Below are 23,207 nucleotides of genomic sequence, written 5' to 3' on the forward strand. Positions count from 1 at the left end.
TAATAGGAACAGAGAACGATTTCACATAGAAGAGAGGACAGAGACGATGGAAGCAAAACCATGTATAGATTCACTGACTGTTAAAAGTTCACACGTGCTCCCACCGGATACGAACAGCCACGGAACATTGTTCGGAGGAAAGTTGATGGCCCATATTGATGACGTAGCCGCTATTGCCGCCGTCCGTCATTGTCGTAAACCCGTTGTCACCGCTTCGACGGACTCTGTAGACTTTCTGCAGCCGGTTTTTGAAGGAGATACGATCTGCCTGGAGGCCTTCGTCACTTGGACACATAACACATCGATGGAAGTGTTCGTAAAAGCGACGACAGAGAATTTGCTTTCCGGTGAACGGAAAGTATGTACGACGGCTTTCCTGTCCATGGTTGCCGTGGATGAGAATAATGAACCTTCTCCAGTGCCTGGAGTCTATCCGGAATCAGAAGAAGAGAAATGGCTCCATGCGGGAGCTCAGAAGAGACATGAATACCGCAAGAACCGCAGGAAAGAATCGAAAGAACTGGCAGAGAAGTTCGGGACAGACCTGCCTTGGAAAAAATAAATGATTAAAAGAGGGGCTTCTTTTAAAGAAGCCCCTCTTTTACGTTTATTTCATATGAACAAGTTGTGACTGGGGGGAAGGGTCCTGTTTCATTGTACAGATGGATTCCCAGTTATAAGCTGCGCCGTCTCTTATGGTGAGAATCCTGTCCGCTATCGCCTTGGAATCTTCCCGATCGTGCGTGACCAGGATGGATGTGGTTCCTGTCTTTTTAATAATGTCCTTCAACTCACTCCGGATTTTAATTTGTAAATCCGCATCAAGATTACTGAAAGGCTCATCTAATAATAACAGAGAAGGTTTTGGGGCAAGTGCCCGGGCCAAAGCTATACGCTGCTGCTGTCCGCCGCTCAATTCATGCGGATACCGTTTTGTAAATGCCGTCATATTTACTAAGGACAAAACTTCATCCACGCGCATTTTCTTTTCTTTTTGCTTCATGCCTTTTAGTCCGAAGCGGATGTTTTCAGCAACCGTCATATGAGGGAATAAGGCATAGTCTTGGAATACCATACCGACTCCGCGTTTTTCAGGAAGAACGAAGGTATGATCATCCGTCATCGTCTCCTCGTTAATGACAATGCGGCCTTTCTCAGGCTTCTCCAGTCCACATAAAAGGCGTAGGACTGTACTCTTTCCGCTTCCGCTTTCGCCAAGTATGGAAATGATTTCCCCTTTTTTAATATGAAGGTTCAAGTGATCGACCGTGTACGATTTCACATTCTTGTATTTGAAGGTAAGGTCCTGAATGGTCACAAACATATCATGTAGGCTCCTTTTCTAATACTTGATAAAAAATGTAGATAGCCAAGGCGCTGATCAATACAATAATGATCGATGCCAGAGCTGCTTCCTGTATTTTCTCATCGCTGGCATACTTAAACGCATTGGTTGAAAGCGTGTCGAAGTTGAACGGCCGCAGAATTAAGGTCAAGGGAAGTTCTTTTATTATCTCAATGAAGGCCAGTAGAAATCCACTGACGATGGGCCCTTTCAGCATAGGGAGATCTACTTTGAAGAACGACTGCGTCACGTTCATTCCCAGCATTCTGGATGCCTCGGTGTACTTGTTGCCTATCTTATCAAAACCAGCTTCTATGGAATTATAACCAACTGCCAGAAAGCGTATGATATAGGCGGACACCAGTATGATCAGACTCGTGCTCAGGAAGAGCCGGCTTTCCAGACCCGTTTGTTGATAGAACAAGGAAAGCTTCTCATCCAGGTCAATGAATACAGTGCTGATTCCCACTGCAATCACGGCCCCTGGAATAGAGTAACCGAGAATGGTCGACTTGGATGCTAATTTGGAAAGAAAACTTTGATGCATCCTTGAAAAATTAGCAATGATGACAGCGAATAGGGTGATAATCATTGCACCTGCAATAGACACAAGGAGAGAATTCCATATTAATTGTGCAAATGCAGGGGATGCGATCTTTTTATACGTCAGGAACAGCCAATCAACCAACTGAAGAACAGGGATCAAGAACCCTGCAGCAAAGATAAGGAAACAGTAAAGAAATGCCATAGCTGCCTTTACACCATGTAAACGAATTGGTGTCAATGGTCTGGCTTTGGCTGTAGTCGTACTATATTTCTTCCTGCCCCGCAGCCATCTTTCAAGCAGCAGTACAATAAATACGATCATCATAAGTGTGGCAGATAATTTGATTGCTGCGTTCAAATCATTCATTCCGAACCAAGTTTGAAAAATGGCTGTGCTGAATGTGGGAACACCAAAGTATTGAACGACCCCATAATCATTCAGCACTTCTAATAGAACGAGGCTCGCTCCTCCTACAACTGCACCTCTGGACACCGGGAGGACGACACGGAAGAATATTTCCATTGGATTCCGTCCCAATAAACGGGCATTTTCAATTAACGAAGCGGATTGGTTGGCAAGGAAGGCCCGCGTTATCGTATAGACGTAAGGGTAGAGAAATAATGTGAAAATGAGAACAGCTCCGGGTAAGTTCAGGATGTTGAAGTAGTCCTGATTCACTTCCACTCCCCACTGGTTTCTTAACGTAGTTTGAATGACTCCGGTATAATTGAGGATCCCATTGTATGTGTATCCGGCAATATAAGGAGGAACTGCAAGGGGAAGAATGAGCCCCCATTTAAAAAATCCACGCAGAGGGAAGTCATACGCGGAAATAATCCAAGCTAGACTTGTCCCGATAAGAATCGTGAATAATCCGGTGCCTATGATGAGAAGGCCCGTGTTCGTTAACAGGTCTGGTAAAATGTACGTTTGTATGTGTTCCCAGTTTTCTGCTTTTCTGGTGAAAAAGTTAGTGAAGATGGAGAGATTGGGGATCAGGATCAGAACAACGATAGCTATGGTGAAGAGCGTCCAACTATTTGTATAACCGGATAATTTTCTGGAGAGTTTCAAAAGCGACACATCCTTTAACGACCGCACTGTTTTCTCATAGTGGAAGTACCGCACAGGAAACCTGGTGCGGTACTTCTGATTCAACTGTTATTTCCAACCGACTTCATTCATAATTTGAATGGCTCTGTCATTGTTTTCGCCAAGTTCATTCAACGGGATATCCTGTTCTTTAAAGTCTCCCCAGCTTTGCAGAAGCTCTGATGCTTCTACATTTGGATTGACAGGGTATTCGTAGTTGGCTTCTGCAAATTCTTTCTGTGCTTTCTCTTCCGTCAGAAACTCCATGAACTTTTTAGCGTTTTCTTGGTTTTTACTGCTGGTTGTCATACCTATTCCGCTGATATTGACGTGTGTACCCGTTGTTTCCTGGTTAGGGAAAATCACCTCGAGTTGTTCCGCCGCCTTTACTTCTTCTTCCTCTTCAGAATTCAGCATCTGGCCGAGGTAGTATGTGTTCATGACTGCAACATCTCCTTCACCGGATGCAATGGCTTTCGCCTGATCGCGGTCACCGCCTTGAGGATCTCTTGCCATGTTGTCTACAATACCCTTTGCCCAATCCTTCGCATTCTCTTCCCCATCGATGGATATCATGGATGCGAGTAGAGACTGATTATAAATGTTGGAGGAAGAGCGGATTAAGACTTTCCCTTGAAAGGCATCTTTGGTCAAGTCGGAATACGTTTGGATGTCTTCTTTATTAACTCGATCTTTGTGAGCTACGATAATCCGGGCCCGCTTCGTCAAGCCAAACCAGGTTTTATCTGTATCCCGGAATTTTTCAGGGATGTTCTCTGTAAGTACGTCACTGTCTACAGGTTGAAGTAACTCCTGTTCTTTTGCTCGGTGCAGGCGTCCGGCATCGGCAGTAACAAGAAGATCTGCCTCTGATGCTTTGCCCTCTCTGGCCAGGCGTGCAATCAGTTCGTCATCTTTACCTTCTATCACGTTGACTTTAATGCCTGTTTGATCTTCAAATTCTTCGTATAGCTGCTGATCTGTGTCATAATGCCGCCCTGTATATAAGTTGATTTCGCCTTTATCCTTTTCTTTTTCATCGCCCGCCGTTTCCGAGCTTTCTTCTTTACTGCTGCTTCCGCAAGCGGCTAAGAAGAGGGAAGTGAGTAGTAATAAGAATCCAATTAAATACTTTTTCTTTTTCATCTGCATCCACCTCTGCTATGTAATCGGTTAAGTGAAGAATGATAATCATTATCAATCTATTTTCTATCTTAATGATAAGGATTATCAAAGAGATGTCAATAGCAATTTTTACTCTTTTCTATCTTGTAAAGAGTTATGGAAGAAAACCTAACATATATGATATGATAAACAAGTTGTCACTTTTCGAAGTTTTTAAAAAGATTTAATCGGGAAAGTGTTAATAACTGGAAACTAAATGAATTTTAAAAATTACAAAAGAGGTGAATGGTATGGAAGCAGTTCTATCGTTCTTAAACGATTGGATGTGGGGAACCATCCTTGTTGTGGCATTGCTCGGAGTAGGTTTGTGGTTCTCTATTAAGTTGAAATTTATTCAATTCCGTTATATTCCGGAAATGTTCCGCGTGTTATTCGATAAACGATCCATTTCTGCGGAAGGGAAGAAAGGAACATCGCCTTTTCAGGCATTTGCTATCAGTACAGCATCACGGGTTGGTACAGGTAACCTTGCTGGTGTGGCTGCGGCAATTACCATCGGTGGACCTGGTGCAGTATTTTGGATGTGGATTGTTGCGATTCTGGGTGGAGCATCCAGCTTCATTGAGAGTACGTTAGCTCAAGTGTATAAAGTTCCGGATAAAAACCAATATCGAGGCGGTCCTGCCTATTATATTGAGAAAGGGCTTAAGAACAGGACGCTGGGTATAGTCTTCGCTATTACGATAACGTTTACATACGGTCTTGTATTCAGCTCTGTGCAATCCAATACCATTCGCCTTGCGTTTGAAAATTCATTCGATATCGGTAAATGGTTGATGGGTGGTATTTTGACCTTGGCTGTCGCGTTGATCATCTTCGGTGGTCTGAATCGGATCGCACAAGTTACACAAATCATTATTCCAATCATGGCTATCTTCTATATTATTCTTGCTGGGTACGTGCTTATCATGAATCTTGGCCAAGTACCGAATATGATTGGACAGATCTTTGCAGGAGCCTTCGGTTTCAGAGAAGTTGCCGGTGGAACCTTTGGAGGTATGATTCTGATTGGAATTAAGCGTGGACTCTTCTCGAACGAAGCTGGGATGGGTAGTGCGCCAAACGCTGCTGCTACGGCAGAGGTGTCTCACCCGGTTAAGCAGGGGTTGATTCAGACGTTGGGTGTCTTTACAGATACCCTGCTAATCTGTAGTGCGACAGCTGTCATCATCCTGTTCGCGGGAGACTACGCCAATACGGACCTAGACGGTATTCAATTGACACAGGCTGCTTTTGAATCGGAGCTTGGTGCGTGGGCAGCCATCTTCATCGCGGTTGCTATTCTCTTGTTCGCTTTCAGTTCTATCATTGGAAATTATTATTATGGTGAAACGAACATGGACTTTATCAAGACAAGCAAAGTAAATATCTTCGTTTATCGTATCGCAGTACTAGCGATGGTCATGTTCGGTGCTATTGCTGAATTCGGCCTTGTTTGGGCATTAGCCGACTTAATGATGGGAATTATGGCTTTGATCAACCTTTATGCTATCTTCCGCTTGGCACCTGTTGCTTATGCTGCATTGAATGACTATCGTAAACAGCGGAAAGCCGGTAAGGACCCGGTCTTCTACCAGGATCATCTTCCTGATGTAGACGGTATGGAATATTGGAAGAGAGAACACGAACATGGTTCATAAATAGGATGGAAGTACAGGAACTGCTCTGATGATCAATCAGAGCAGTTTTCTTTTTGGAGCCGCGTTATGGCCTGGCGCCGGGCAAGCGAAAGAAACCAATAGATGTGATATGATGAATGCAGATTATGTTAAAGGGATGAGCGGAATGAGCTTACTATCAGTGAATGAGTTAACCAAAAGTTATGGAGATAAAGATCTCTTCGATCACATTTCTTTCACCATAGCTAATCAACAGCGTATCGGCTTGATCGGTGTCAACGGAACAGGGAAATCGACACTGTTGAAGATTCTAGCCGGGATGGACAGCGTGGACGCGGGGGATATGGACCACGCAAAGGATTTTCGTGTGGAATACCTGCCTCAAGATCCTGAATTGGATGAAAAGAAAACCGTCCTTGAACAGATTTATGAGGGAAATGCAGAAATTATGGTCGCGATGAGGCAGTATGAGAAAGTGCTGCTGGAACTCTCGGCAGATCCAGAGGACACGGATGTTCAAGAGCAGTTGTTCCGTGTGCAGCAGCACATGGAGGAGAAGAACGCCTGGGAAGCGAATACAGCGGCGAAGACGATCCTTTCCAAATTAGGCGTCGATTATTTCGACAAGCAGATCGGTGAGCTGTCCGGTGGCCAGAGAAAAAGGGTGGCCATCGCCAAAGCATTGATACAACCGGCAGATCTGCTTCTATTGGATGAGCCGACCAACCACCTTGATAACGAAACGATTGAATGGCTGGAAGAGTTCCTTGCGTCATATCGAGGTGCGTTGATGATCGTCACCCACGATCGGTACTTCCTGAATCGGGTGACCAATTTGATTTATGAATTGGATAAAGGCAGGCTTTACACCTATGAAGGGAATTATCAGACTTTCCTTGAGAAGAAGGCAGAGAGAGAAGAGTGGGAACGGCAGGCGGAGCAAAAGCATCAAAACACACTGAGACGTGAACTTGCCTGGCTGAGGGCTGGTGTAAAGGCGAGATCGACGAAACAGAAAGCGCGTATTCAACGAGTCGAATCCATGAAAGAAGAAACGTTCCATACACAGAAAGAAGAAGTGGATATGGCAATCGGCTCCACAAGACTGGGAGATCAGGTTATCGAGTTGCAAGGGGTGACCTATCAGTATGAGGGTCAGAAACTGTTTGAGAATCTCGACTACCTTATCGTTCCGGGGGAAAGACTGGGCATCATCGGCCCTAACGGCTCCGGTAAAACGACGTTGTTGAACGTCATGGCGGATCGCCTGCAGCCCTACAGAGGTGTTGTGAAAACAGGGACCACCGTAAAAATCGGTTATTATACGCAGGATCATGGAGAATTAGATGAAAGCCTTAAGGTAATTGAATACATTAAAGAAGTGGCAGAGGTTATTCGTACGGCGGACGGAACGGAAATTACCGCAGAACAAATGCTTGAGCGTTTTTTGTTCCCGAGACCTCAGCAATGGACGTATATCAAACGTTTATCCGGTGGAGAGCGACGACGGTTGTATTTGCTGCGTGTGCTGATGAGTGAACCGAACGTCTTGTTTCTTGATGAACCGACCAATGACTTGGATACGGAAACGCTCAGTGTCCTGGAAGAGTATCTCGAGCATTTCCCTGGGGTTGTCGTGACTGTTATTTCCTTGATCGGGTTGTCGATAAGCTGCTCGCTTTCGAGGATGGAGGCTTTGTGCGCAAATTTTATGGTAATTATACGGAATACCTGGAATTGAAAAAGGAAACAGAACAAAAGGCTCAAGTGGAGAAAAAAGCCTCCCTGCAGGAAGAAACGCGCCGATCCAACCGTAAAAGAAAGCTCTCCTATAAAGAAAAACAGGAATGGGAAACGATTGAAGATGAAATTGCTGAATTGGAGACGAAGCTGGAAGATTTAAATCATCAGCTTGCAGCGGAAGCAACCAACTATGACAGAGTGCAGGAATTATCTTCCGAGCAGCAAAAGGCGGAAACAGAGTTGGAAACGAAAATGGAGCGGTGGGAAGAATTGTCGCTCATTGTGGAAGGAATGGAAGACTGATAACCGGGGGACTCGGATTGGCCGAGTCTCCTTTTTTGTGGTTCTGGTTATAATATGAAATAATGTATTCGGATACAAGGAAACTGAATTGGAGGAAAATTCAATGAAAATGCCTAGTGTTGAGAAATTAGAGAAATATGCAGATCTTGCTTTACGAACAGGTGTGAACCTGCAAAAAGGCCAGCTGCTAATGATTAACTCTACTATTGAAGGTGCAGAATTCACCCGTATTGTAGCACGTAAAGCTTTTGAGCTTGGTGCGAAGAATGTACATATTAACTGGTCTGACGACGCACTGACGCGTATGAAATATGAACATGCGGATAAAGAAACGTTATCTGACGTTCCGGAATGGCAGCAGCAGAAGTTCACCTACTTTGCAGAGCAGGGGGCGGCAGTACTATCGATTCGTTCTACTGATCCGGATCTTCTTAAAGGAATAGACGGAGAGAAAATTGCAGCGGCGAACAAAGCCGGGGCAGAAGCGATGTCTACTTTCCGTTCCTACACGATGAATGACCGTATTCCGTGGTCGATTGTAAGTATTCCTGTACCTGCCTGGGCACAAAAGATCTTCCCGGGGGAAGAAGAGGATACAGCGGTTGAGAAACTTTGGGAACAAATCTTCAGCATCGTCCGCGTCGATCGTGAGGATCCTAATGAAGCGTGGGCAGAGCACAATAAAACATTGATCAAAGCCCGTGAATTCCTGAATAAGAAGCAGTATAAGAAGCTGATTTATAAGGCACCGGGTACGGACCTTGCTGTCGGTCTACCGGAGGGGCACGTTTGGAAAGGCGGTCCTGCACAGACAGAAGGAGAAGAGATTCCGTTCAACCCTAACATGCCGACAGAAGAAGTGTTCACCGCGCCTCATAAATATGAAGTAGAAGGTACGGTCTCAAGCACAAAGCCGTTGAACTATGGTGGGAACGTCATCGATCGATTTAAACTGACCTTTAAAGAAGGGAAAGTCGTCGATTTTTCAGCCGAAGAAGGAGAAGAAACATTGAAACACCTTCTTGATACGGATGAAGGTTCCCGTCGTCTGGGGGAGCTGGCATTGGTGCCGCATGAATCTCCGATTTCCCAGTCGGGACTCATCTTCTACAACACATTGTATGATGAGAATGCCTCCTGTCACTTGGCGCTTGGAAAAGCATATCCAACAAACATGACCGGCGGTTCATCCATGAGTGAAGAGGAGCTTGATAAGAACGGGATCAACCACAGCCTCTCCCACGTTGATTTCATGATGGGTTCTGCTGAGTTGGACGTCGACGGCGTTCTTGCAGATGGAACAACAGAACCAGTGATCCGTAAAGGAAGCTGGGCTCTTACTTTCGAATAATAAGATAGAAAAAGGAAGCTGATATTTCAGCTTCCTTTTTTTGTTACCAGCGTACATCAATGCCTTCGAATTGGAGTTCCTCATAGTTTGGAACGACGGTGGGGTCGAGTCGGACGATGGTTAGAGATTTCAGTTTTAAAAGATCATCTACTGTCCCATTGAAAGAGGAACTTGCAATATTTAAATATTGGACATGCTGCATCCCTTCCTGCATGGAACTTAAGTCAGTGACGGTGTCACCGATGATGGTGACCTGTTCCAATATGGGGAGGTGCTTCAGCAGATATCCCGGGATGACTGCATGATTGAGTTTCAAGACGCGGAGCGACTGCATCGCTTCAAAGACCTCTTCATTCTCATCCACAACATAAGTGCTGTCTAAATGAGAAGCATTAATTGTTAATTCCTGAAGGTTCATCAAGTCTGCTTTCGTAATTTCCTCCGGCTTCTTATTCAAATCACGGGCGATCGATCGTAACAGCAGATCGTTTATTTCCAATGGCTCTTGATCATCCTCAAAAGTTTTGAAGGCATGGTCTGTAGGATTAGAGTAGAACGTCTCAATCGTTACGTGCTTTCCATCTTCTGAGAGGGTGGAGATCTTTACCAAAGGACTGACCTCAAAGGAGGGGATGTCTATTTCAAGGAACACGTCGATCTCGCCATTTTGATAATCCTCGAGGTCCGGCGTGCGCTTCGGCGACCAGGATTCTGCAATGCCGTCATTGTCTTCCTTCCAATGATAAGCATAGGTATAGGTCGCGTTTTCTTCCACACCCACTTTTGGTAACGTTTCTCCACTTCCGTACTTATCCAAGACGTCTTGCATATTCTCCGGGAGAGGGTTGGTAAGGATAACCTGCTTGAATTCTTCCAGAAACGCTTCCTGTGTAAGCTTCGGTTCTTTAACGGATACCAATGGCTCCGTTTCTGACTCTGGTTTGCTCTGCTCCGGAGACGCGGTTTGTTCAAAGAGGTTGCTGGACTGCACGTAATAGATGGTCCCTGATAAGAATAGAACGGCAAGCAAAGCCGTCAGCAGGCGAGGAACCATAGTCGACCGTAAATGTTTCCTTTTTCTTCCTTCGTAAAACCTACGGCGGTCTCTATCCGTAAATAACGGCTTTTCACTGATTCTATTATCAAGAGCCTCTTGGATCTTCTTCTTATTATTCAAGGGTCCACTCTCCTTCTATGAGCTTTTCCTTCAGCATTTCTCTTGCGCGCTGCTTTCTCGTCTTTACAGTGGATAAGGGGATGCCGGTCACTTCTGCGATTTCTTTTTGTGTCAGGTGTTGATGAAACGTAAGAATCATAACTTCCCGGTATTTAACAGGCATATTCAGGATTGCTTCTGCAATTTCTTCCCACTGCTCTTTCTGTAAGACAACGTCCTCCAACTGTTTAGGATCCGTCTGTTCCAACCATTGATCTTTCATGAGCTTCATTCTCTGGAAAGGAGACCGAAGAAAATCCTTGCAGCGGTTGATAGCAATCCGCATCACCCACGTCTTTAACTGTGAACGACCATCAAAACGATCCCATTTCCTATAAACCAGCAGGAGTACCTCTTGAAACAGATCGTCTGTGGTGTGGTGATTTTTCACATATGTATATATCATCCGTTTTAACATTTCGCCGTATTCCATCATCACGAATTCAATGGCTTCATCACGTGTGAAGGAAGGCTCCTTCCGTTCCATCACCAAATTTCACTCTCCTTTCTGATTGTTAGACGTTCCCATGTGGAGGAAAGTCTTCTTTTTTCCTTTATTATCGTCAGACAGAGCATAGAAGGTATTGAAACGGGGGTTCAGGGGGAAAACAGAAGAAATGGAGGTGAAGGTGATGTATGATGCAGCCATAGTTGGAGCGGGGTTCGGTGGTTTGGCAGCTGCTGCGTCCCTTGTGAAGCGAGGACGAAAGGTCGCTGTCTTTGAAGCCTCCAATGAGCTGGGAGGAAGTGCCGGGAAATTTGACCGTCAAGGCTACCGTTTCCAATCAGGTGCAACGGTCGGAATGGGTTTTGAACCGGGAGGTGTATTTGATCAATTGTATGACGAGCTTGGTCTCGAGGTTCCTGTTATGACCACACTGGATACGATCATGGATATCCACATGCCTGATCGAACCATTCACTATTATCGGGACAGACAAGCGTGGTATGAAGAGATCGAGCTTCACTTTCCGGAGAAGTCCGCGGCTATTCAAGCTTTTTATGATGAAATCTTCTACGTCGGTGCCCTTGTCGACCGTTTAATAGACAAGCTTCCAATATTTCCGCCCCGGACATGGAAAGATGTTAAAAACCTGCTGCCGATGGTGGACCGGTCTTCTTTGCGTCTGCTTCCGTTCCTGAACCAGACAGTCGAAGATCGATTGAAGAAATATGGATTGGAACGCCACCAGCTGTTTCGGACGTTTCTTAATGGAGAGCTGATGGACAGTGTACAGACAAGCGTAGAGTATTGTCCGGCCTTTCTTGGTTGTGCAGCTCTCCAGACGTTTCATAAAGGTGCCTACGCCGTTCATGGAGGGCTTGCAACGATAGCAGAACAGCTTTCCGAATATATCAAGAGCGGCGGGGGAGAGATTTATATGCGCCACCCTGTACATCGGGTAGAGAAGGAAGCGGGAATGTTCCTTCTTCATTCCAAACGCAATAAAGTATTTCAGGCGAAAGAAATCATCCTTAACAATTCGGTCCATAATCTCCATGATACGTTATCAGAAGAGCTTCTGAAACAGACCTATATTAAGAAGACAAAGGAAGTGCAGCGGGAGGCATGGGGGGCTTTTATTATACATGCCGGGATCGACACATCTGTATTCCTAAATACAGATGTGCTGTATCATCAGTTCATCGATCCGGAACGGCCGGAGGAACTGCATGACGGAGGGCAGTTCCTCTTATCCCTTTCCGATCCGTCAGATAAGAGCATGGCGCCTGAAGGGAAGCGGTCTCTTACCATATCGACCCATACGGAGTTGGAGCAGTGGTGGCAGGCGGAGGAGTATGAAGAACATAAAGAAACCATGAAAAACCGGATGCTTCAGACGGTGGAACACTACTTCCCGGGATTCGCGGAAGGGTTGGATATTGTCCTGCCGGGTACACCATTGACTTTTCATAAGTGGCTGAGAAGAAAGGAAGGAAAAGTTGGAGGATATGCACCGGATGGGAGATACAGCTGGTTGAAGAGCTATTCGGTCCGTACAGGTATCGACGGTGTTCATCAATGTGGCGATACGGTATTCCCGGGGGCAGGCACCCTCGGTGTCACACTCTCCGGTTTAATGGCAGCGAAAGAAGTTTCGGCTGATTGAAAACGTGGAGTAAGGGAATAAGAAAGGAAAGGAGCGATGTAAATGCCAGGTCCAGAACATGAACTCCCGGGATTCCAGGCGAACCCTAATGAGTTTGACAAATGCAGCAGCTGTGGAACACTTTTGACGAGCAAGCAGGAACAGGAAATGAAGCTTTGCAAAGAGTGTCAAAGAAGACACAAAGATAAAGAAATTGAATATGACGAATCAGAATGAAAAAAGGTCACGGAAGCGTGACCTTTTTCTCATGGAGTTGTCAGGATATAATGCAACATCAGGGGAATATTACCAAACGATAGGAGTAAACTGTTTCTTTACATCCGAATCCCTTGATGTTAAAGTGGTCCACTGTGCTTAAAACAACTAAGAGTTACTATGAAGGAGAGAATCATGAAAAATAAACAAACAAATGGAATCGATTGGCCGGTATTTGCGATCAGCGGCGGACTGCTGGTACTATTCGTAATTTTTGCCTTAATCGATATTGATTTGATCGAACTAATCGTAAATGAGAGCTTTGCATGGTCAGCAAAATACTTCGGTGCCTTCTGGCAGGTACTTATGTTAGCTACGTTCTTTGTGGGCCTTTGGCTTGGTTTCTCTAAATATGGAAAGGTAAAGATGGGAAACAGGGAGAAGCCCGAGCTCGGTTTATATCAATGGCTTTCTATCATTATGGCTACCCTTCTGGCGGGCGGCGGTGTTTTCTGGGCGGCGGCCGAGCCGATGTGGCATTTCCTGACGGTTCCGCCATCCCAAGCCGGGGTGGAAGCAGGTACGGAAGCAGCTGTCGATCCAGCTTTGGCACAAAGTTTCATGCACTGGGGTTTTCTCGCATGGGCTATTCTAGGAACGATCAGTGCTATCGTTATGATGTATGGCCACTACCATAAAGGAATGCCGATGAAACCTCGTACCCTTCTTTACCCTATTTTCGGTGAAAAGCTGCGAAACAGCTGGCTTGGTACCGTAATCGACGCGTTCTCTGTCATTGCGGTTGCTGCCGGCACAGTTGGTCCGTTAGGCTTCTTGGGGTTACAAGCGAGTTATGGTTTGCAGGCCATTTTCGGAATCCCGGATGAATTCGGCACACAGTTCACTATCATATTGGCCGTGGTGCTGGTTGCGACTATCTCCGCAGTAACAGGATTGCATAAGGGAATTCAGTTCCTGAGTAATTTCAATGTCCGGCTCGCGTTAGGTTTGATGATCTTCATCGTTATCTTTGGACCGGGCGGGTTTATCATCAATCATTTTCTTTCAGCTTTCGGCTATTATATCGATCAATTTGTTCCGATGAGTATGTATCGGGGAGATGAAGGATGGTTGTCCAGCTGGACCGTATTCTTCTGGGGATGGTTCATTGGGTACGGACCGATGATGGCTATTCTCGTAAGTAGAATTTCCAGAGGACGGACGATTCGTGACATTATTATAGCCGTTTCTATTTTCGCACCGATTATTTCTACCTTCTGGTTCACCGTGCTGGGCGGTTCCGGGATTTCCTTTGAGTTAAGTAATCCAGGATCAATTTCAGAAGCGTTGGAGGCCGGGGGGAACCCGGCGGCTATGTTTGCCATCACGGAGCAGTTCCCTCTGGCGACTATCATTTCACCATTGTTTTTGGTATTGACGATTCTTTTCGTCGTGACCACAACAGATTCCATGTCTTATACCATTGCTATGGCTGTCACAGGACAGGGGGACCCTAAGAAATGGGTTCGTGTCTTTTGGGCGGTTCTGATGGGCGCAATCGCAGTGATCTTGTTGGTAACAGGAGACAGCGGAATTACGCAGTTGCAGAACTTTATTGTTGTCACCGCTGTACCTGTTTCCATTTTGCTGCTTCCAATGCTGTGGCTTGCTCCTAAGGTCGCTAAACAACTGGCCTTCGAGCAAAAAACAAATAGGAAATGACTTTGGAAGGGGAAGGAGAGGCCGTCGTCGTATCACCCTATCCACTCTTTCTTAAGGTAAAGTGAATCAATAAAAGGAAAAAAGCTTAGAGCATGGGCTCTAAGCTTTTTTTATGGAGAATTATTTTTCTCGCAACACAGCACGTACCGGACTCCCATCGCCGTCCTCCATTTTCAACGGAAAAGCCATGAGTTCATAAAATCCAGGAGAAACGTGATCCAATTGCAGACCTTCGAGGATGAGAATGTCGTTAGCATATAAGGAATGATGACCAGGTAAAGCTTTGCTTTTTCCGTATCGACAGAGGGCGTATCCACGCCGATCAAATCGATGCCGTGTTCCCGAAGCAAGGGAGCTAGATCTTCGCCGATGGTGGTGTAGGTATCCGGGAATGTAGTGCGGTCTTTCCAACTCTTTGTTTGGAGTATCACCTTCGTTACGGCTGTCAGGTCGATGCCTTCCAAATCCTTCGCTTGAATTCTGTCTTTATCCGGAAGGGAAAGGACTAAAGCATCACCGATATATCTCTCCAATGGGACTTCAGCAATTCTCCACCCATTGGAGTCATAATGGTAAGGCGCGTCCACATGGGTTCCGATATGGTTGCTTGCCTGGAATTGACCGACATTAACAGAACCTGTTTCTTTCATCGTAAATGTATGCTCATAGTGAAAAGGCGTATCTCCCGGCCATGGCGGGGTTCCTTCATGCAGGGGCATGCTGATATCGATAAGTTTCATGTTTCTGCCTCCTTATGCTATGATTCCACGCTCGTTTTTATATTGCTTATGCTTGTCTTGGTCCATAATGTCTTTCAATACCTGGACCACTGTAAATACATCTTCGAAGGATGTGTAGAAAGCGATCGGAGCGAGTCGGATAACATCTGGTGCCCGGAAATCCGGGGTGACTCCTTCTACTTTCAATGCTTGGCATATACTTGCTGCCTCTTTGTGCAGAAGACAGATATGGCCGCCTCGCCGTTCATCTTCCATAGGATTGGCGATACGGAAGCCTTTCCCGGAAAGCTCTTGATGGATGAGGTCCATAAAAAGCCGCGTCAGCTTTAATGATTTAGTCCGTATAGTGTCTATACCAGCTTCGTGAAAAAGCTCCAAGGAACCAAGAAGCGGGGCGGAGCTCAAAATGTGCGGGGTTCCAATCTGGAAAGCACCGGCATCTTCAGCAGGCGTCAGTTCGTGTTCCATGTCGAACTGTTTCTGTTTATTAGAGCTGAACCACCCGGCAAGGCCGGGACTCCTGCCTAAATGACGTTCGTTGACATATAAACCGCCGACACCTCCTGGTCCGCTGTTCAAGTATTTATACGTACACCAAACGGCAAAATCGACTCCCCATTCATCAAGGGAGTGCGGAACAGAGCCGATGGAATGAGCCAGGTCGAAACCGACGATGATGCCATGTTTGTGCGCTGCTTCTGTAATCCTTTGGATATCCAGAAGCTGACCGCTGCGGTACAGGACAGAAGGCAGCAGCAACAGAGCAATATCCTCTCCCATTTGATTGATGATGTGCGTCTCCTCCAGCGTGTAACCATCTTTGCTTTGAATCTGTACTAACTCTTGTGCCGGGTCTAAATCCCGAAGTTTGATTTGGCTTTTCAGAGCATAGATATCGGATGGGAAATTCAAGGTATCTGCAAGAATTTTTGTTCTTTTACCTGCCGGGTTGTAGAAAGTGGCCAGCAGTTGGTGGAGATTGGTCGTAATGGAGCCGGTGTTAATAACCTGATGCGGCTTTGCTCCGATGAGGGGAGCCGTCTCGTCTCCCAGCTTCTCCGACAAATAGAACCACGGCTCTTTCGCTTCCGTCCATCCATCAATCCCCGAGGTTTTCCAATCCTCCAGTGACGTAAACAATGATTGTTCTGCCCGTTTGGAAAGCAGGCCCAGAGAGTTTCCATCCATGTAATAGTTGCTTTCCTTCAAGTAAAACTCTTTCTTGAAGTGCTTCATCGGATCTTCTTGGTCCAACTGCCGAACGGCGTCCAACGTCCATAGATGCTTTGTCATTTCGGGTTCCTCCTTTTATACTAAATCGTGTTTAACTAAAACAGCTTTGATGGCAGAATAGCTGTAAGTGTCCGGAAGCATGTCTTTTAAAGGTTTAAGCTTCTTATCCTCCAATTGTTCATAGGCTTCCAGTACAGAGGTCTCCTGTTGCTCATCAAACCAGCTTGGCCAGTTGATATCATAGCCTTCCTTGGCTGCACGGAACAAATGGCTCTCAATGGTAAGTTGACTCATGCCCCTGGCTTCAGCTATCTCCTTTGGCGTCTGTTCCCCGAGTTTCCACATCTCGTAACTGATGATGTGACTCGGTCGATCGTCACCTGGGTCTCTCTTTAAAGGAGCAGAGGGGGAAGAGGAGGCAGGTCGTGGCTTATCCGCCGCGGCTTTTGCCCATGGCTGAATCATTTCAAGAAATGCTTCCCCGTATTTCTGATATTTCTGTTCCCCGATACCTTTTATCTTCAACATGTTATCTTTCGTTTCCGGGAGATAAGCGGTCAAGTCCTTCAAAGTCGCATCAGAGAAAATGACATAAGGCGGCAGGGATTCTTGTTCGGCTATCTGCTTGCGTAAACGGCGTAATTCTTCAAAGTATTCTACGTTGTAATCAGCCTTCGTTTTTGTGACGACGGCTTCCACCAGCATGATTACAGGTTCTTCTCCTTTAATTACTTTCTTAGCCTCCTGGGTTAGCTGTAAGGTTGGATAACGGCCGGAACCGGGGTACAGATAACCTTCTGCGGTGAGAAAATGAATAAAGCGCGTCAATTCTTTTTCCGTATAGTTGGACATGATTCCATAGGTAGACAAGGAATCGAAACGAAACTGCTTTACTTTTTGGTCCTTCGATCCCCGAAGCACCTTCGCGGTAAGGGAGGCACCGAACCGTTCCCCCATCCTCTTCACACAGGACAGCACCATTTGAGCTTCTTTCGTCATATCCGTCTTCTGCCCTTCATGCATACAGTTCGAACATTTTCCGCATGGCTCCACAGGTACCGGATTGTCGAAATAGTCAAGGATATATTGCTGCAGGCACGTGTGGGTGTGGCAGTAATTAATCATAGCCTGAAGTTTATCGTATTCAGCTGTCCGCTTCTTTTCAGAAGGAGACTGATCAATCAAAAAGCGCTGGAGGTTGATATCCTGACTGGTGAAAAGCAGAACGCAGTCTCCCGGTTCTCCATCCCGACCGGCACGACCGGCTTCCTGATAATACGATTCAATATTCATCGGCATGGAGTAGTGGATCACGTAACGGACGTTGGATTTATCAATCCCCATTCCAAAAGCGTTCGTAGCAACCATGGTGGTCACCTTGTCCTGGACAAAATCCATCTGTGTCTGTCTACGCTGGTTCTCCGTCATCCCAGCATGATACTTCCCGGAAGCATACCCCTTTTCCGATAAGTATGTATGCAGTTGGTCAGCATCTTTACGAGTAGCGGTATAAATGATGCCGGCATCCTCCGGAACTTTCTGCAAATATGTTTCAACGAAGTCACGCTTATCGCGTCCTTTGATGACCCGGAAGGATAGGTTTTCACGGGCAAAACCTGTGTTGACGACGGCTTCTTCCGGCACATCGATGAGGCGCTTAATATCTTCGATTACTTCTTTCGTGGCCGTAGCTGTCAATGCCATGACCACCGGGAGGTTCGGTATGGTACGGAGAGTAGGGACGATCGATCGGTAGCTTGGGCGGAAGTCATGTCCCCATTGCGATATGCAGTGGGCCTCGTCGAAAGCGATCAAGGACAGCGGGATGGAGGAAAGTAGATTAAGGAAATCCGGTGCTTCCATCCGCTCCGGTGCGACGTACACAAAAGAATATCTTCCTTGCCGGATGGCAGTCATGCGTTCCTGCTGTTCTCGTGCGGAGAGGGAGCTGTTGATGTAAGTCGCCGGTACTCCATAGGATAGGAGAGCGTCGACCTGGTCCTTCATCAATGAAATGAGAGGGGAGATGATCACGGCAGTACCATCTAGTGTGAGCCCGGGGATTTGATAGCAGAGTGACTTCCCTCCGCCTGTCGGCATGACTGCGAGCGTGTTATGCCCATGAAGGACATGTTGAATTACTTCTTCCTGCCCTGGCCGGAAAGAGGAATAGCCGTAATATTGCTGTAGTATTTTTTCCGCTTGCTGCATCATTTGGATCATCCTTTATTTGTAATCATTCGTGCCTCCATCTTATCATGTTTCAAGCTGGTTCTGTGGGGAAAACTACACGGGTAAAGCACAAACAAAAGGAGTGATCGCTGCATGAAAGCGGTTGTTATCGAACAGTACGGAAATAGAAATGAATTGATAGAGAAGGAAATGCCGAATCCCGAACCGGCTGCTAATCAAGTGGTGGTGGAAGTCCACGCGACGTCCATCAATCCAATCGACTGGAAGCTGCGCGAAGGATATTTGAAAGAAATGCTTGATTTTGACTTTCCGATAATTCTTGGATGGGACGTCGCAGGAATTATTAAGGAGACGGGCGAAGACGTCCGTGGCTTTAAAACAGGAGATCGCGTTTTTGCACGGCCGGATACGACAAGGCTCGGCACGTATGCGGAGTATACGACCGTCGATGAGCACCTTCTGGCACATCTTCCTGATGGGATCGGGTTTGAAGAAGCTGCTGCGGTTCCGTTGGCAGGGCTGACTGCATGGCAGTGCCTCGTTGACTTCGCGGATATAAAGGAAGGGGACAAGGTACTTGTTCATGCTGGATCCGGCGGAGTCGGACATTACGCGGTACAGATTGCAAAAAAAATGGGAGCGTATGTTGCAGCCACTGCCAGCGGTAAGAATAAGGATTGGGTCAAGAAGCTGGGTGTTGACCGGTTTATCAATTATAAAGAAGAGGACTTCTCGGAGGTACTTCATGATTTCGATATCGTCGTTGATACATTAGGTGGAGAAATTCAGGAGAAGAGCTTCGCTGTATTGAAAAAAGGAGGGCGAATGCCTTCCATCGTTCAGCCTCCTGATGAAAAGCTTGCTGAGAAACACGGGGTAAAAGCGGGGTCTGTATGGCTGGAACCAAGTGGTGAACAATTGGCGAAGTTAGCGCAGTTCATGGAGGAAGGAAGCTTTGTCTCCGTCATCGGCCACACCTTCGACTTTTCCGGTGAAGGATTGCGGGAGGCTCATAAATTAAGTGAGACGCACCATGCCAAAGGAAAAATTGTTATTAAAATGAAATAGACCACTTTTATGTCCCTTTGATAAAGCGAAGGGACACTTTTTTGGTCAGTTATTATAAAGCGATTACATAAAATAGAGGATGCATTATTTTCGAATTTTCTTACAATTTTTGTGTACCTGCAGTAAACTAAGGGTAAAGGCTTTGAAAGAAGCAGAATTGGAGGAGAAGTGGTGTGCTTATAAATTATAAGACCGGGGTATATTTTGACGAAATGATGCATTCGGATGGAGGGCCAAAACAGCACTATCAATGGTTCTATCAACTCGTACAGCAGTTCTCCGAACGTGAACTTATGAACAAACATGAAACGGCCCAGATGAATTTTCTCAGAAAGGGTATTACGTTTACTGTTTACAACCACACAGGCGGGACGGAGCGGACGATGCCGTTCGATTTCGTTCCCATCATTATTCCCAGAGAAGATTGGGAGAAGATCGAGCGCGGGATGGTGCAGAGGATGAAAGCTCTGAACCACTTTCTTGAAGATGTCTATAATGATCAGAGGATTGTTGAAGCTGGAATCGTTCCGAAAGAATTAATAGAGAACAACCCCTATTACTATAAGGAACAAGCGGGTGGGTTATCCATTCCTCTGAATAACCACATTTTTCTTGCCGGTGTCGATTTAATTCGTGATGAGAACGGGGACTATCGTGTTCTTGAGGATAATCTCCGGAACCCATCCGGGATGTCCTACGTATTCCAAAACCGTTACGTCATGAGACAGGTGTATCCGGAGCTGTTCTTCCAGCATGCCATCGAGACACTGGAGCACCAGATTTCCGAGCTGCATCAGGCTGTCATCAGTCATGTGCCGGAAAATGCTCTACAAGACAAAGAACCAAAGGCTGTCCTGCTGACACCTGGTACATATAACTCCGCCTATTATGACCATGTTTTCCTCGCGCAGCAAATGGGAATCGACCTCGTCGAAGGCCGGGACTTAACGGTGAAAGATGATGTAGTGTATATGAAGACGATCAGGGGGCTGCAGCGGGTCGATATTATATACCGTCGTATTGACGACGATTTTCTCGATCCGGAAGCCTTCCGGCCGGATTCTGCTTTAGGAGTTCCGGGGTTGCTTCGAGCCTACAGGAAGGGGAATGTTTCGATTCTGAACGGGATTGGAAACGGGGTAGCAGACGATAAAGCCATGTATGTTTATGTGCCGGAAATGATTCGTTTCTATCTGGATGAAGAACCAATCATCCCGAATGTAGAAACCTATTTTCTTAGTGATCCGGAACGTCTGAGTTACGTTTTAGATCATATCGATGAACTGGTCATTAAAAATGTCGGTGCCTCAGGAGGCTATGACATGCTGATTGGTCCACAATCGAGCGAAGAGGAGCAGGAAGAATTCCGTCGCAAAATCATCGAGCACCCTAATCAGTATATCGCCCAGCCGACGATCAAGCTTTCCAGAGCCCCTGCATACCAGGGGGGACGTTTCTACCCATGCCACGTCGATCTAAGGGTCTTTGTCATGAACGGGCGGAAAACCAACGTCCTGCCGGGAGGTCTGTCGCGGGTTGCTTTAAAAGAAGGATCGCTTGTTGTGAACTCTTCTCAGGGTGGCGGCGGTAAAGACACATGGATTATGACAGAGGGTGGTGGTGTTCATGCTTAGCAGAGTAGCAGATTCTCTTTATTGGATGTCACGTAATTTGGAAAGGGCGGAAAACAATGCGCGTGTTCTCAGCGTCCAGCTCATCCATTCGCTGGAAGCAACCAGTCAGGAGACAGCGGATCGTGATTGGGAAGAGGTACTTGAAATCTGTTCCTCTAAAGCGGATTACTATGATACTTATGAGCGACTCGACAGTGAGACGCTTCTGGAATACTTAACCATCAGTCCGATCAATATGAATTCCTTAATCAATTGCATGAATTATGCACGGGAAAATGCACGTATAACCAGGGACAACCTGCCGGGGGAGCTCTGGGAAGTGTTAAATGAGTTCCATCTCAATCAAAAGGATTGGCAGGAACTACCGAATACAAGACAGCATACGCAAAGTTACTTGAAGAATGTAGTAAATACATCGATGACGGCTCAAGGAGTTATCGAGTCCAGTATGACACGTGGAATTCCTTATACATTCATTAAAATTGGAAAATGGCTGGAGAGGGCGGAAAAAACGGCACGGCTTTTGAACGTCACCTGTGAGAAGAACAGAAAAGAGTCGACGGTCGATACGGCTACCTATTATTATTGGCTGACAGCCTTGCAGTTCTTAAACGGATATGACGCCTATATTAAGGAGCATCCACCTACCATGGACTCCAAAAGTGTGCTGCGTTTCATGATTCAGGAGGAGACGTTCCCCCGTTCGATCCGTTACTGCATGAACCATGTCTGTGAAGCAATTGAAAATTTAGAAGATGGAAAGATATCTCATTATTCTGCGGACTTATTCGAAATGCTTGAAGTGATACAAAACGAAATCCAACAAACGAATATCGAAGAGATGGATATGGAACAGCTGATGCATTTTCTTGATCATTTCCAAGATCGTTGTCTCACATTCAGTCGAATGTTTTCAGAGACATATTACCTCATAGAACCTATTCGTGTGAAGTAGACACATACGGGAGGAATACAGATGAAATACCACATAGAACATACCAATACATTTCAATACGACAGCCCTGTGGATCAAAGTATGAACCACATCCGGTTAAAGCCGAGAACCGATGAATGCCAACGGTTGCTGACCTATCGGACGGAGATCACTCCGGGGTCCATGACGAAAGAACATATCGACTTATGGGGGAACCATGTAGAGACATTCTTCATCCCGGAGAAACACGACCACTTAATGCTGAAGACGAGTTCAACTGTAAGCATTCAAAAAAGCCCTTTCATCCGAATGATCACCTGTTCGGATGAAATGAGGGAGATTTTCCATTCGGAATTGTTCCATCACCATTACCTGGCTTATTTAAATGATACGCCATACACTTTCTTATATAAGAACCAAGTGGAAGATATTATGAAGGAGGTAGGCGGTGCGGAAGACCCCGTGCGATTCTCGCTGCGTCTGATGGAATACCTGCATCAATCTATTTCCTATGACACTATGACCACAGAAGTGAGTACAAAAGCGCATGAGTCCTGGCCGCTGAAAGCGGGAGTCTGTCAGGATTATGCCCACGTGATGCTCGGTGTGCTTCGTTCCCAGGGGATACCTTCCAGATACGTCAGCGGATACTTATACGTAGGTGAAGACTCGGCGCTGGTAGGAGATGCAGCGACACATGCCTGGGTGGAAGTGATGGTACCCGGCATCGGTTGGGTTGGCCTTGACCCGACGAACAATGTGGAAGCTCTCGAACAACATATCCGAATTGGAACAGGGCGGGACTATGCAGATGTCAGTCCTCTCCAAGGAGTATATCGTGGAGGCGGGCAGAGCCTTGATGTGAAAGTAAGCGTCACGCTTCTGCATCAATAATAAAGAAAAAATCCCTCTTCTGTATGAAGAGGGTATTTTAAGTAAGCTGTTAATTCTGGTAGCTTTCCTTGTGGTTCGGTTG

The 23,207-nt window shown here is 46.1% G+C and carries 18 protein-coding genes and 1 pseudogene; 11 read left to right on the forward strand and 8 right to left on the reverse strand.

The genetic code is table 11. The annotated features are described in order from the left end of the window. The first annotated feature begins 46 nt into the window (after nucleotides 1-46). Complete coding sequence (locus tag D479_RS06435; RefSeq protein WP_008634970.1) at nucleotides 47-562, forward strand: acyl-CoA thioesterase; 516 nt, start codon at nucleotides 47-49, stop codon at nucleotides 560-562. A 45-nt stretch (nucleotides 563-607) separates the two neighbouring features. Here D479_RS06435 and D479_RS06440 read toward each other — a convergent pair whose 3' ends face one another. The 3 genes from D479_RS06440 to D479_RS06450 form a co-directional block, all read right to left on the reverse strand. Beyond that, nucleotides 608-1,324 (reverse strand): ABC transporter ATP-binding protein, encoded by a 717-nt coding sequence (locus tag D479_RS06440; RefSeq protein ID WP_008634972.1) that lies wholly within the window; start codon nucleotides 1,322-1,324, stop codon nucleotides 608-610. A 1-nt stretch (nucleotide 1,325) separates the two neighbouring features. Next, nucleotides 1,326-2,975, reverse strand: a complete 1,650-nt coding sequence (locus tag D479_RS06445; RefSeq protein WP_039870987.1) for an iron ABC transporter permease — start codon at nucleotides 2,973-2,975, stop codon at nucleotides 1,326-1,328. Between the two features lie 78 nt (nucleotides 2,976-3,053). Beyond that, nucleotides 3,054-4,130 (reverse strand): Fe(3+) ABC transporter substrate-binding protein, encoded by a 1,077-nt coding sequence (locus D479_RS06450; protein WP_008634976.1) that lies wholly within the window; start codon nucleotides 4,128-4,130, stop codon nucleotides 3,054-3,056. A 260-nt stretch (nucleotides 4,131-4,390) separates the two neighbouring features. Between D479_RS06450 and D479_RS06455 the strand changes: the two genes are divergently transcribed. The 3 genes and pseudogenes from D479_RS06455 to D479_RS06465 all read left to right on the forward strand — a co-directional run bounded on the left by D479_RS06455 (nucleotide 4,391) and on the right by D479_RS06465 (nucleotide 9,185). Further along, nucleotides 4,391-5,809, forward strand: coding sequence for an alanine/glycine:cation symporter family protein (locus tag D479_RS06455; protein WP_152413336.1), 1,419 nt, complete (start codon nucleotides 4,391-4,393; stop codon nucleotides 5,807-5,809). Nucleotides 5,810-5,954: 145 nt separating this feature from the next. Further along, a pseudogene (locus D479_RS06460) lies at nucleotides 5,955-7,834 on the forward strand (ABC-F family ATP-binding cassette domain-containing protein). A gap of 103 nt (nucleotides 7,835-7,937) precedes the next feature. Then, on the forward strand, nucleotides 7,938-9,185 hold the full coding sequence (locus D479_RS06465; protein ID WP_008634989.1) for an aminopeptidase: 1,248 nt from the start codon (nucleotides 7,938-7,940) through the stop codon (nucleotides 9,183-9,185). 43 nt (nucleotides 9,186-9,228) lie between these two features. Here D479_RS06465 and D479_RS06470 read toward each other — a convergent pair whose 3' ends face one another. Beyond that, nucleotides 9,229-10,362, reverse strand: a complete 1,134-nt coding sequence (locus D479_RS06470) for a hypothetical protein (protein ID WP_008634990.1) — start codon at nucleotides 10,360-10,362, stop codon at nucleotides 9,229-9,231. Then, a complete protein-coding gene (locus D479_RS06475) occupies nucleotides 10,355-10,888 on the reverse strand; it encodes a sigma-70 family RNA polymerase sigma factor (protein WP_026577822.1) in 534 nt (177 codons plus the stop codon). The genes D479_RS06470 and D479_RS06475 overlap by 8 nt, the downstream gene beginning before the upstream one ends. 130 nt (nucleotides 10,889-11,018) lie before the next feature. On the opposite strand from D479_RS06475, the gene D479_RS06480 reads away from it, so the two are divergent. From D479_RS06480 to D479_RS06485, 3 genes are all read left to right on the forward strand, one after another. After that, on the forward strand, nucleotides 11,019-12,512 hold the full coding sequence (locus D479_RS06480) for an NAD(P)/FAD-dependent oxidoreductase (RefSeq protein ID WP_008634992.1): 1,494 nt from the start codon (nucleotides 11,019-11,021) through the stop codon (nucleotides 12,510-12,512). Between the two features lie 42 nt (nucleotides 12,513-12,554). Then, entirely contained in the window at nucleotides 12,555-12,728 is a 174-nt protein-coding gene (locus D479_RS20655) for a hypothetical protein (RefSeq protein ID WP_008634993.1), read from the forward strand. Nucleotides 12,729-12,902: 174 nt separating this feature from the next. Further along, nucleotides 12,903-14,429, forward strand: a complete 1,527-nt coding sequence (locus tag D479_RS06485) for a BCCT family transporter (protein WP_008634995.1) — start codon at nucleotides 12,903-12,905, stop codon at nucleotides 14,427-14,429. 173 nt (nucleotides 14,430-14,602) lie between these two features. Here D479_RS06485 and D479_RS06490 read toward each other — a convergent pair whose 3' ends face one another. The 3 genes from D479_RS06490 to recQ are packed head-to-tail and all read right to left on the reverse strand — an operon-like array spanning nucleotide 14,603 to nucleotide 18,616. Beyond that, complete coding sequence (locus D479_RS06490) at nucleotides 14,603-15,169, reverse strand: cyclase family protein (protein ID WP_008634997.1); 567 nt, start codon at nucleotides 15,167-15,169, stop codon at nucleotides 14,603-14,605. Nucleotides 15,170-15,181: 12 nt separating this feature from the next. After that, on the reverse strand, nucleotides 15,182-16,462 hold the full coding sequence (gene kynU / locus D479_RS06495; protein ID WP_008634999.1) for a kynureninase: 1,281 nt from the start codon (nucleotides 16,460-16,462) through the stop codon (nucleotides 15,182-15,184). A gap of 15 nt (nucleotides 16,463-16,477) precedes the next feature. Further along, a complete protein-coding gene (gene recQ, locus D479_RS06500; RefSeq protein WP_039870984.1) occupies nucleotides 16,478-18,616 on the reverse strand; it encodes a DNA helicase RecQ in 2,139 nt (712 codons plus the stop codon). 111 nt (nucleotides 18,617-18,727) lie between these two features. Here recQ and D479_RS06505 point away from each other — a divergent pair, with 111 nt between their 5' ends. The 4 genes from D479_RS06505 to D479_RS06520 all read left to right on the forward strand — a co-directional run bounded on the left by D479_RS06505 (nucleotide 18,728) and on the right by D479_RS06520 (nucleotide 23,125). Then, complete coding sequence (locus tag D479_RS06505) at nucleotides 18,728-19,663, forward strand: NADP-dependent oxidoreductase (RefSeq protein WP_008635003.1); 936 nt, start codon at nucleotides 18,728-18,730, stop codon at nucleotides 19,661-19,663. A 173-nt stretch (nucleotides 19,664-19,836) separates the two neighbouring features. Further along, the gene (locus D479_RS06510) at nucleotides 19,837-21,297 is read left to right on the forward strand and encodes a circularly permuted type 2 ATP-grasp protein (protein ID WP_008635006.1); all 1,461 of its coding nucleotides are present in this window, start codon (nucleotides 19,837-19,839) and stop codon (nucleotides 21,295-21,297) included. Next, nucleotides 21,290-22,252, forward strand: a complete 963-nt coding sequence (locus D479_RS06515) for an alpha-E domain-containing protein (RefSeq protein ID WP_008635009.1) — start codon at nucleotides 21,290-21,292, stop codon at nucleotides 22,250-22,252. Before D479_RS06510 ends, D479_RS06515 begins: the two co-directional genes overlap by 8 nt. Before the next feature lie 21 nt (nucleotides 22,253-22,273). Next, the gene (locus D479_RS06520; protein ID WP_008635011.1) at nucleotides 22,274-23,125 is read left to right on the forward strand and encodes a transglutaminase family protein; all 852 of its coding nucleotides are present in this window, start codon (nucleotides 22,274-22,276) and stop codon (nucleotides 23,123-23,125) included. Nucleotides 23,126-23,207: the final 82 nt, after the last annotated feature.

The sequence above is a fragment of the Halobacillus sp. BAB-2008 genome, assembly GCF_000328325.1.
Lineage (GTDB): Bacteria > Bacillota > Bacilli > Bacillales > Halobacillaceae > Halobacillus.

Coding starts and splice junctions, on each gene's coding strand:
- recQ (WP_039870984.1), bottom strand. CDS start 18,616: ATGATGCAGCAAGCGGAAAAAATACTACAGCAATATTACGGCTATTCC.
- D479_RS06450 (WP_008634976.1), bottom strand. CDS start 4,130: ATGAAAAAGAAAAAGTATTTAATTGGATTCTTATTACTACTCACTTCC.
- D479_RS06490 (WP_008634997.1), bottom strand. CDS start 15,169: ATGAAACTTATCGATATCAGCATGCCCCTGCATGAAGGAACCCCGCCA.
- D479_RS06475 (WP_026577822.1), bottom strand. CDS start 10,888: ATGGAACGGAAGGAGCCTTCCTTCACACGTGATGAAGCCATTGAATTC.
- D479_RS06505 (WP_008635003.1), top strand. CDS start 18,728: ATGAAAGCGGTTGTTATCGAACAGTACGGAAATAGAAATGAATTGATA.
- D479_RS06440 (WP_008634972.1), bottom strand. CDS start 1,324: ATGTTTGTGACCATTCAGGACCTTACCTTCAAATACAAGAATGTGAAA.
- D479_RS06435 (WP_008634970.1), top strand. CDS start 47: ATGGAAGCAAAACCATGTATAGATTCACTGACTGTTAAAAGTTCACAC.
- kynU (WP_008634999.1), bottom strand. CDS start 16,462: ATGACAAAGCATCTATGGACGTTGGACGCCGTTCGGCAGTTGGACCAA.
- D479_RS06485 (WP_008634995.1), top strand. CDS start 12,903: ATGAAAAATAAACAAACAAATGGAATCGATTGGCCGGTATTTGCGATC.
- D479_RS06520 (WP_008635011.1), top strand. CDS start 22,274: ATGAAATACCACATAGAACATACCAATACATTTCAATACGACAGCCCT.
- D479_RS20655 (WP_008634993.1), top strand. CDS start 12,555: ATGCCAGGTCCAGAACATGAACTCCCGGGATTCCAGGCGAACCCTAAT.
- D479_RS06465 (WP_008634989.1), top strand. CDS start 7,938: ATGAAAATGCCTAGTGTTGAGAAATTAGAGAAATATGCAGATCTTGCT.
- D479_RS06480 (WP_008634992.1), top strand. CDS start 11,019: ATGGAGGTGAAGGTGATGTATGATGCAGCCATAGTTGGAGCGGGGTTC.
- D479_RS06515 (WP_008635009.1), top strand. CDS start 21,290: ATGCTTAGCAGAGTAGCAGATTCTCTTTATTGGATGTCACGTAATTTG.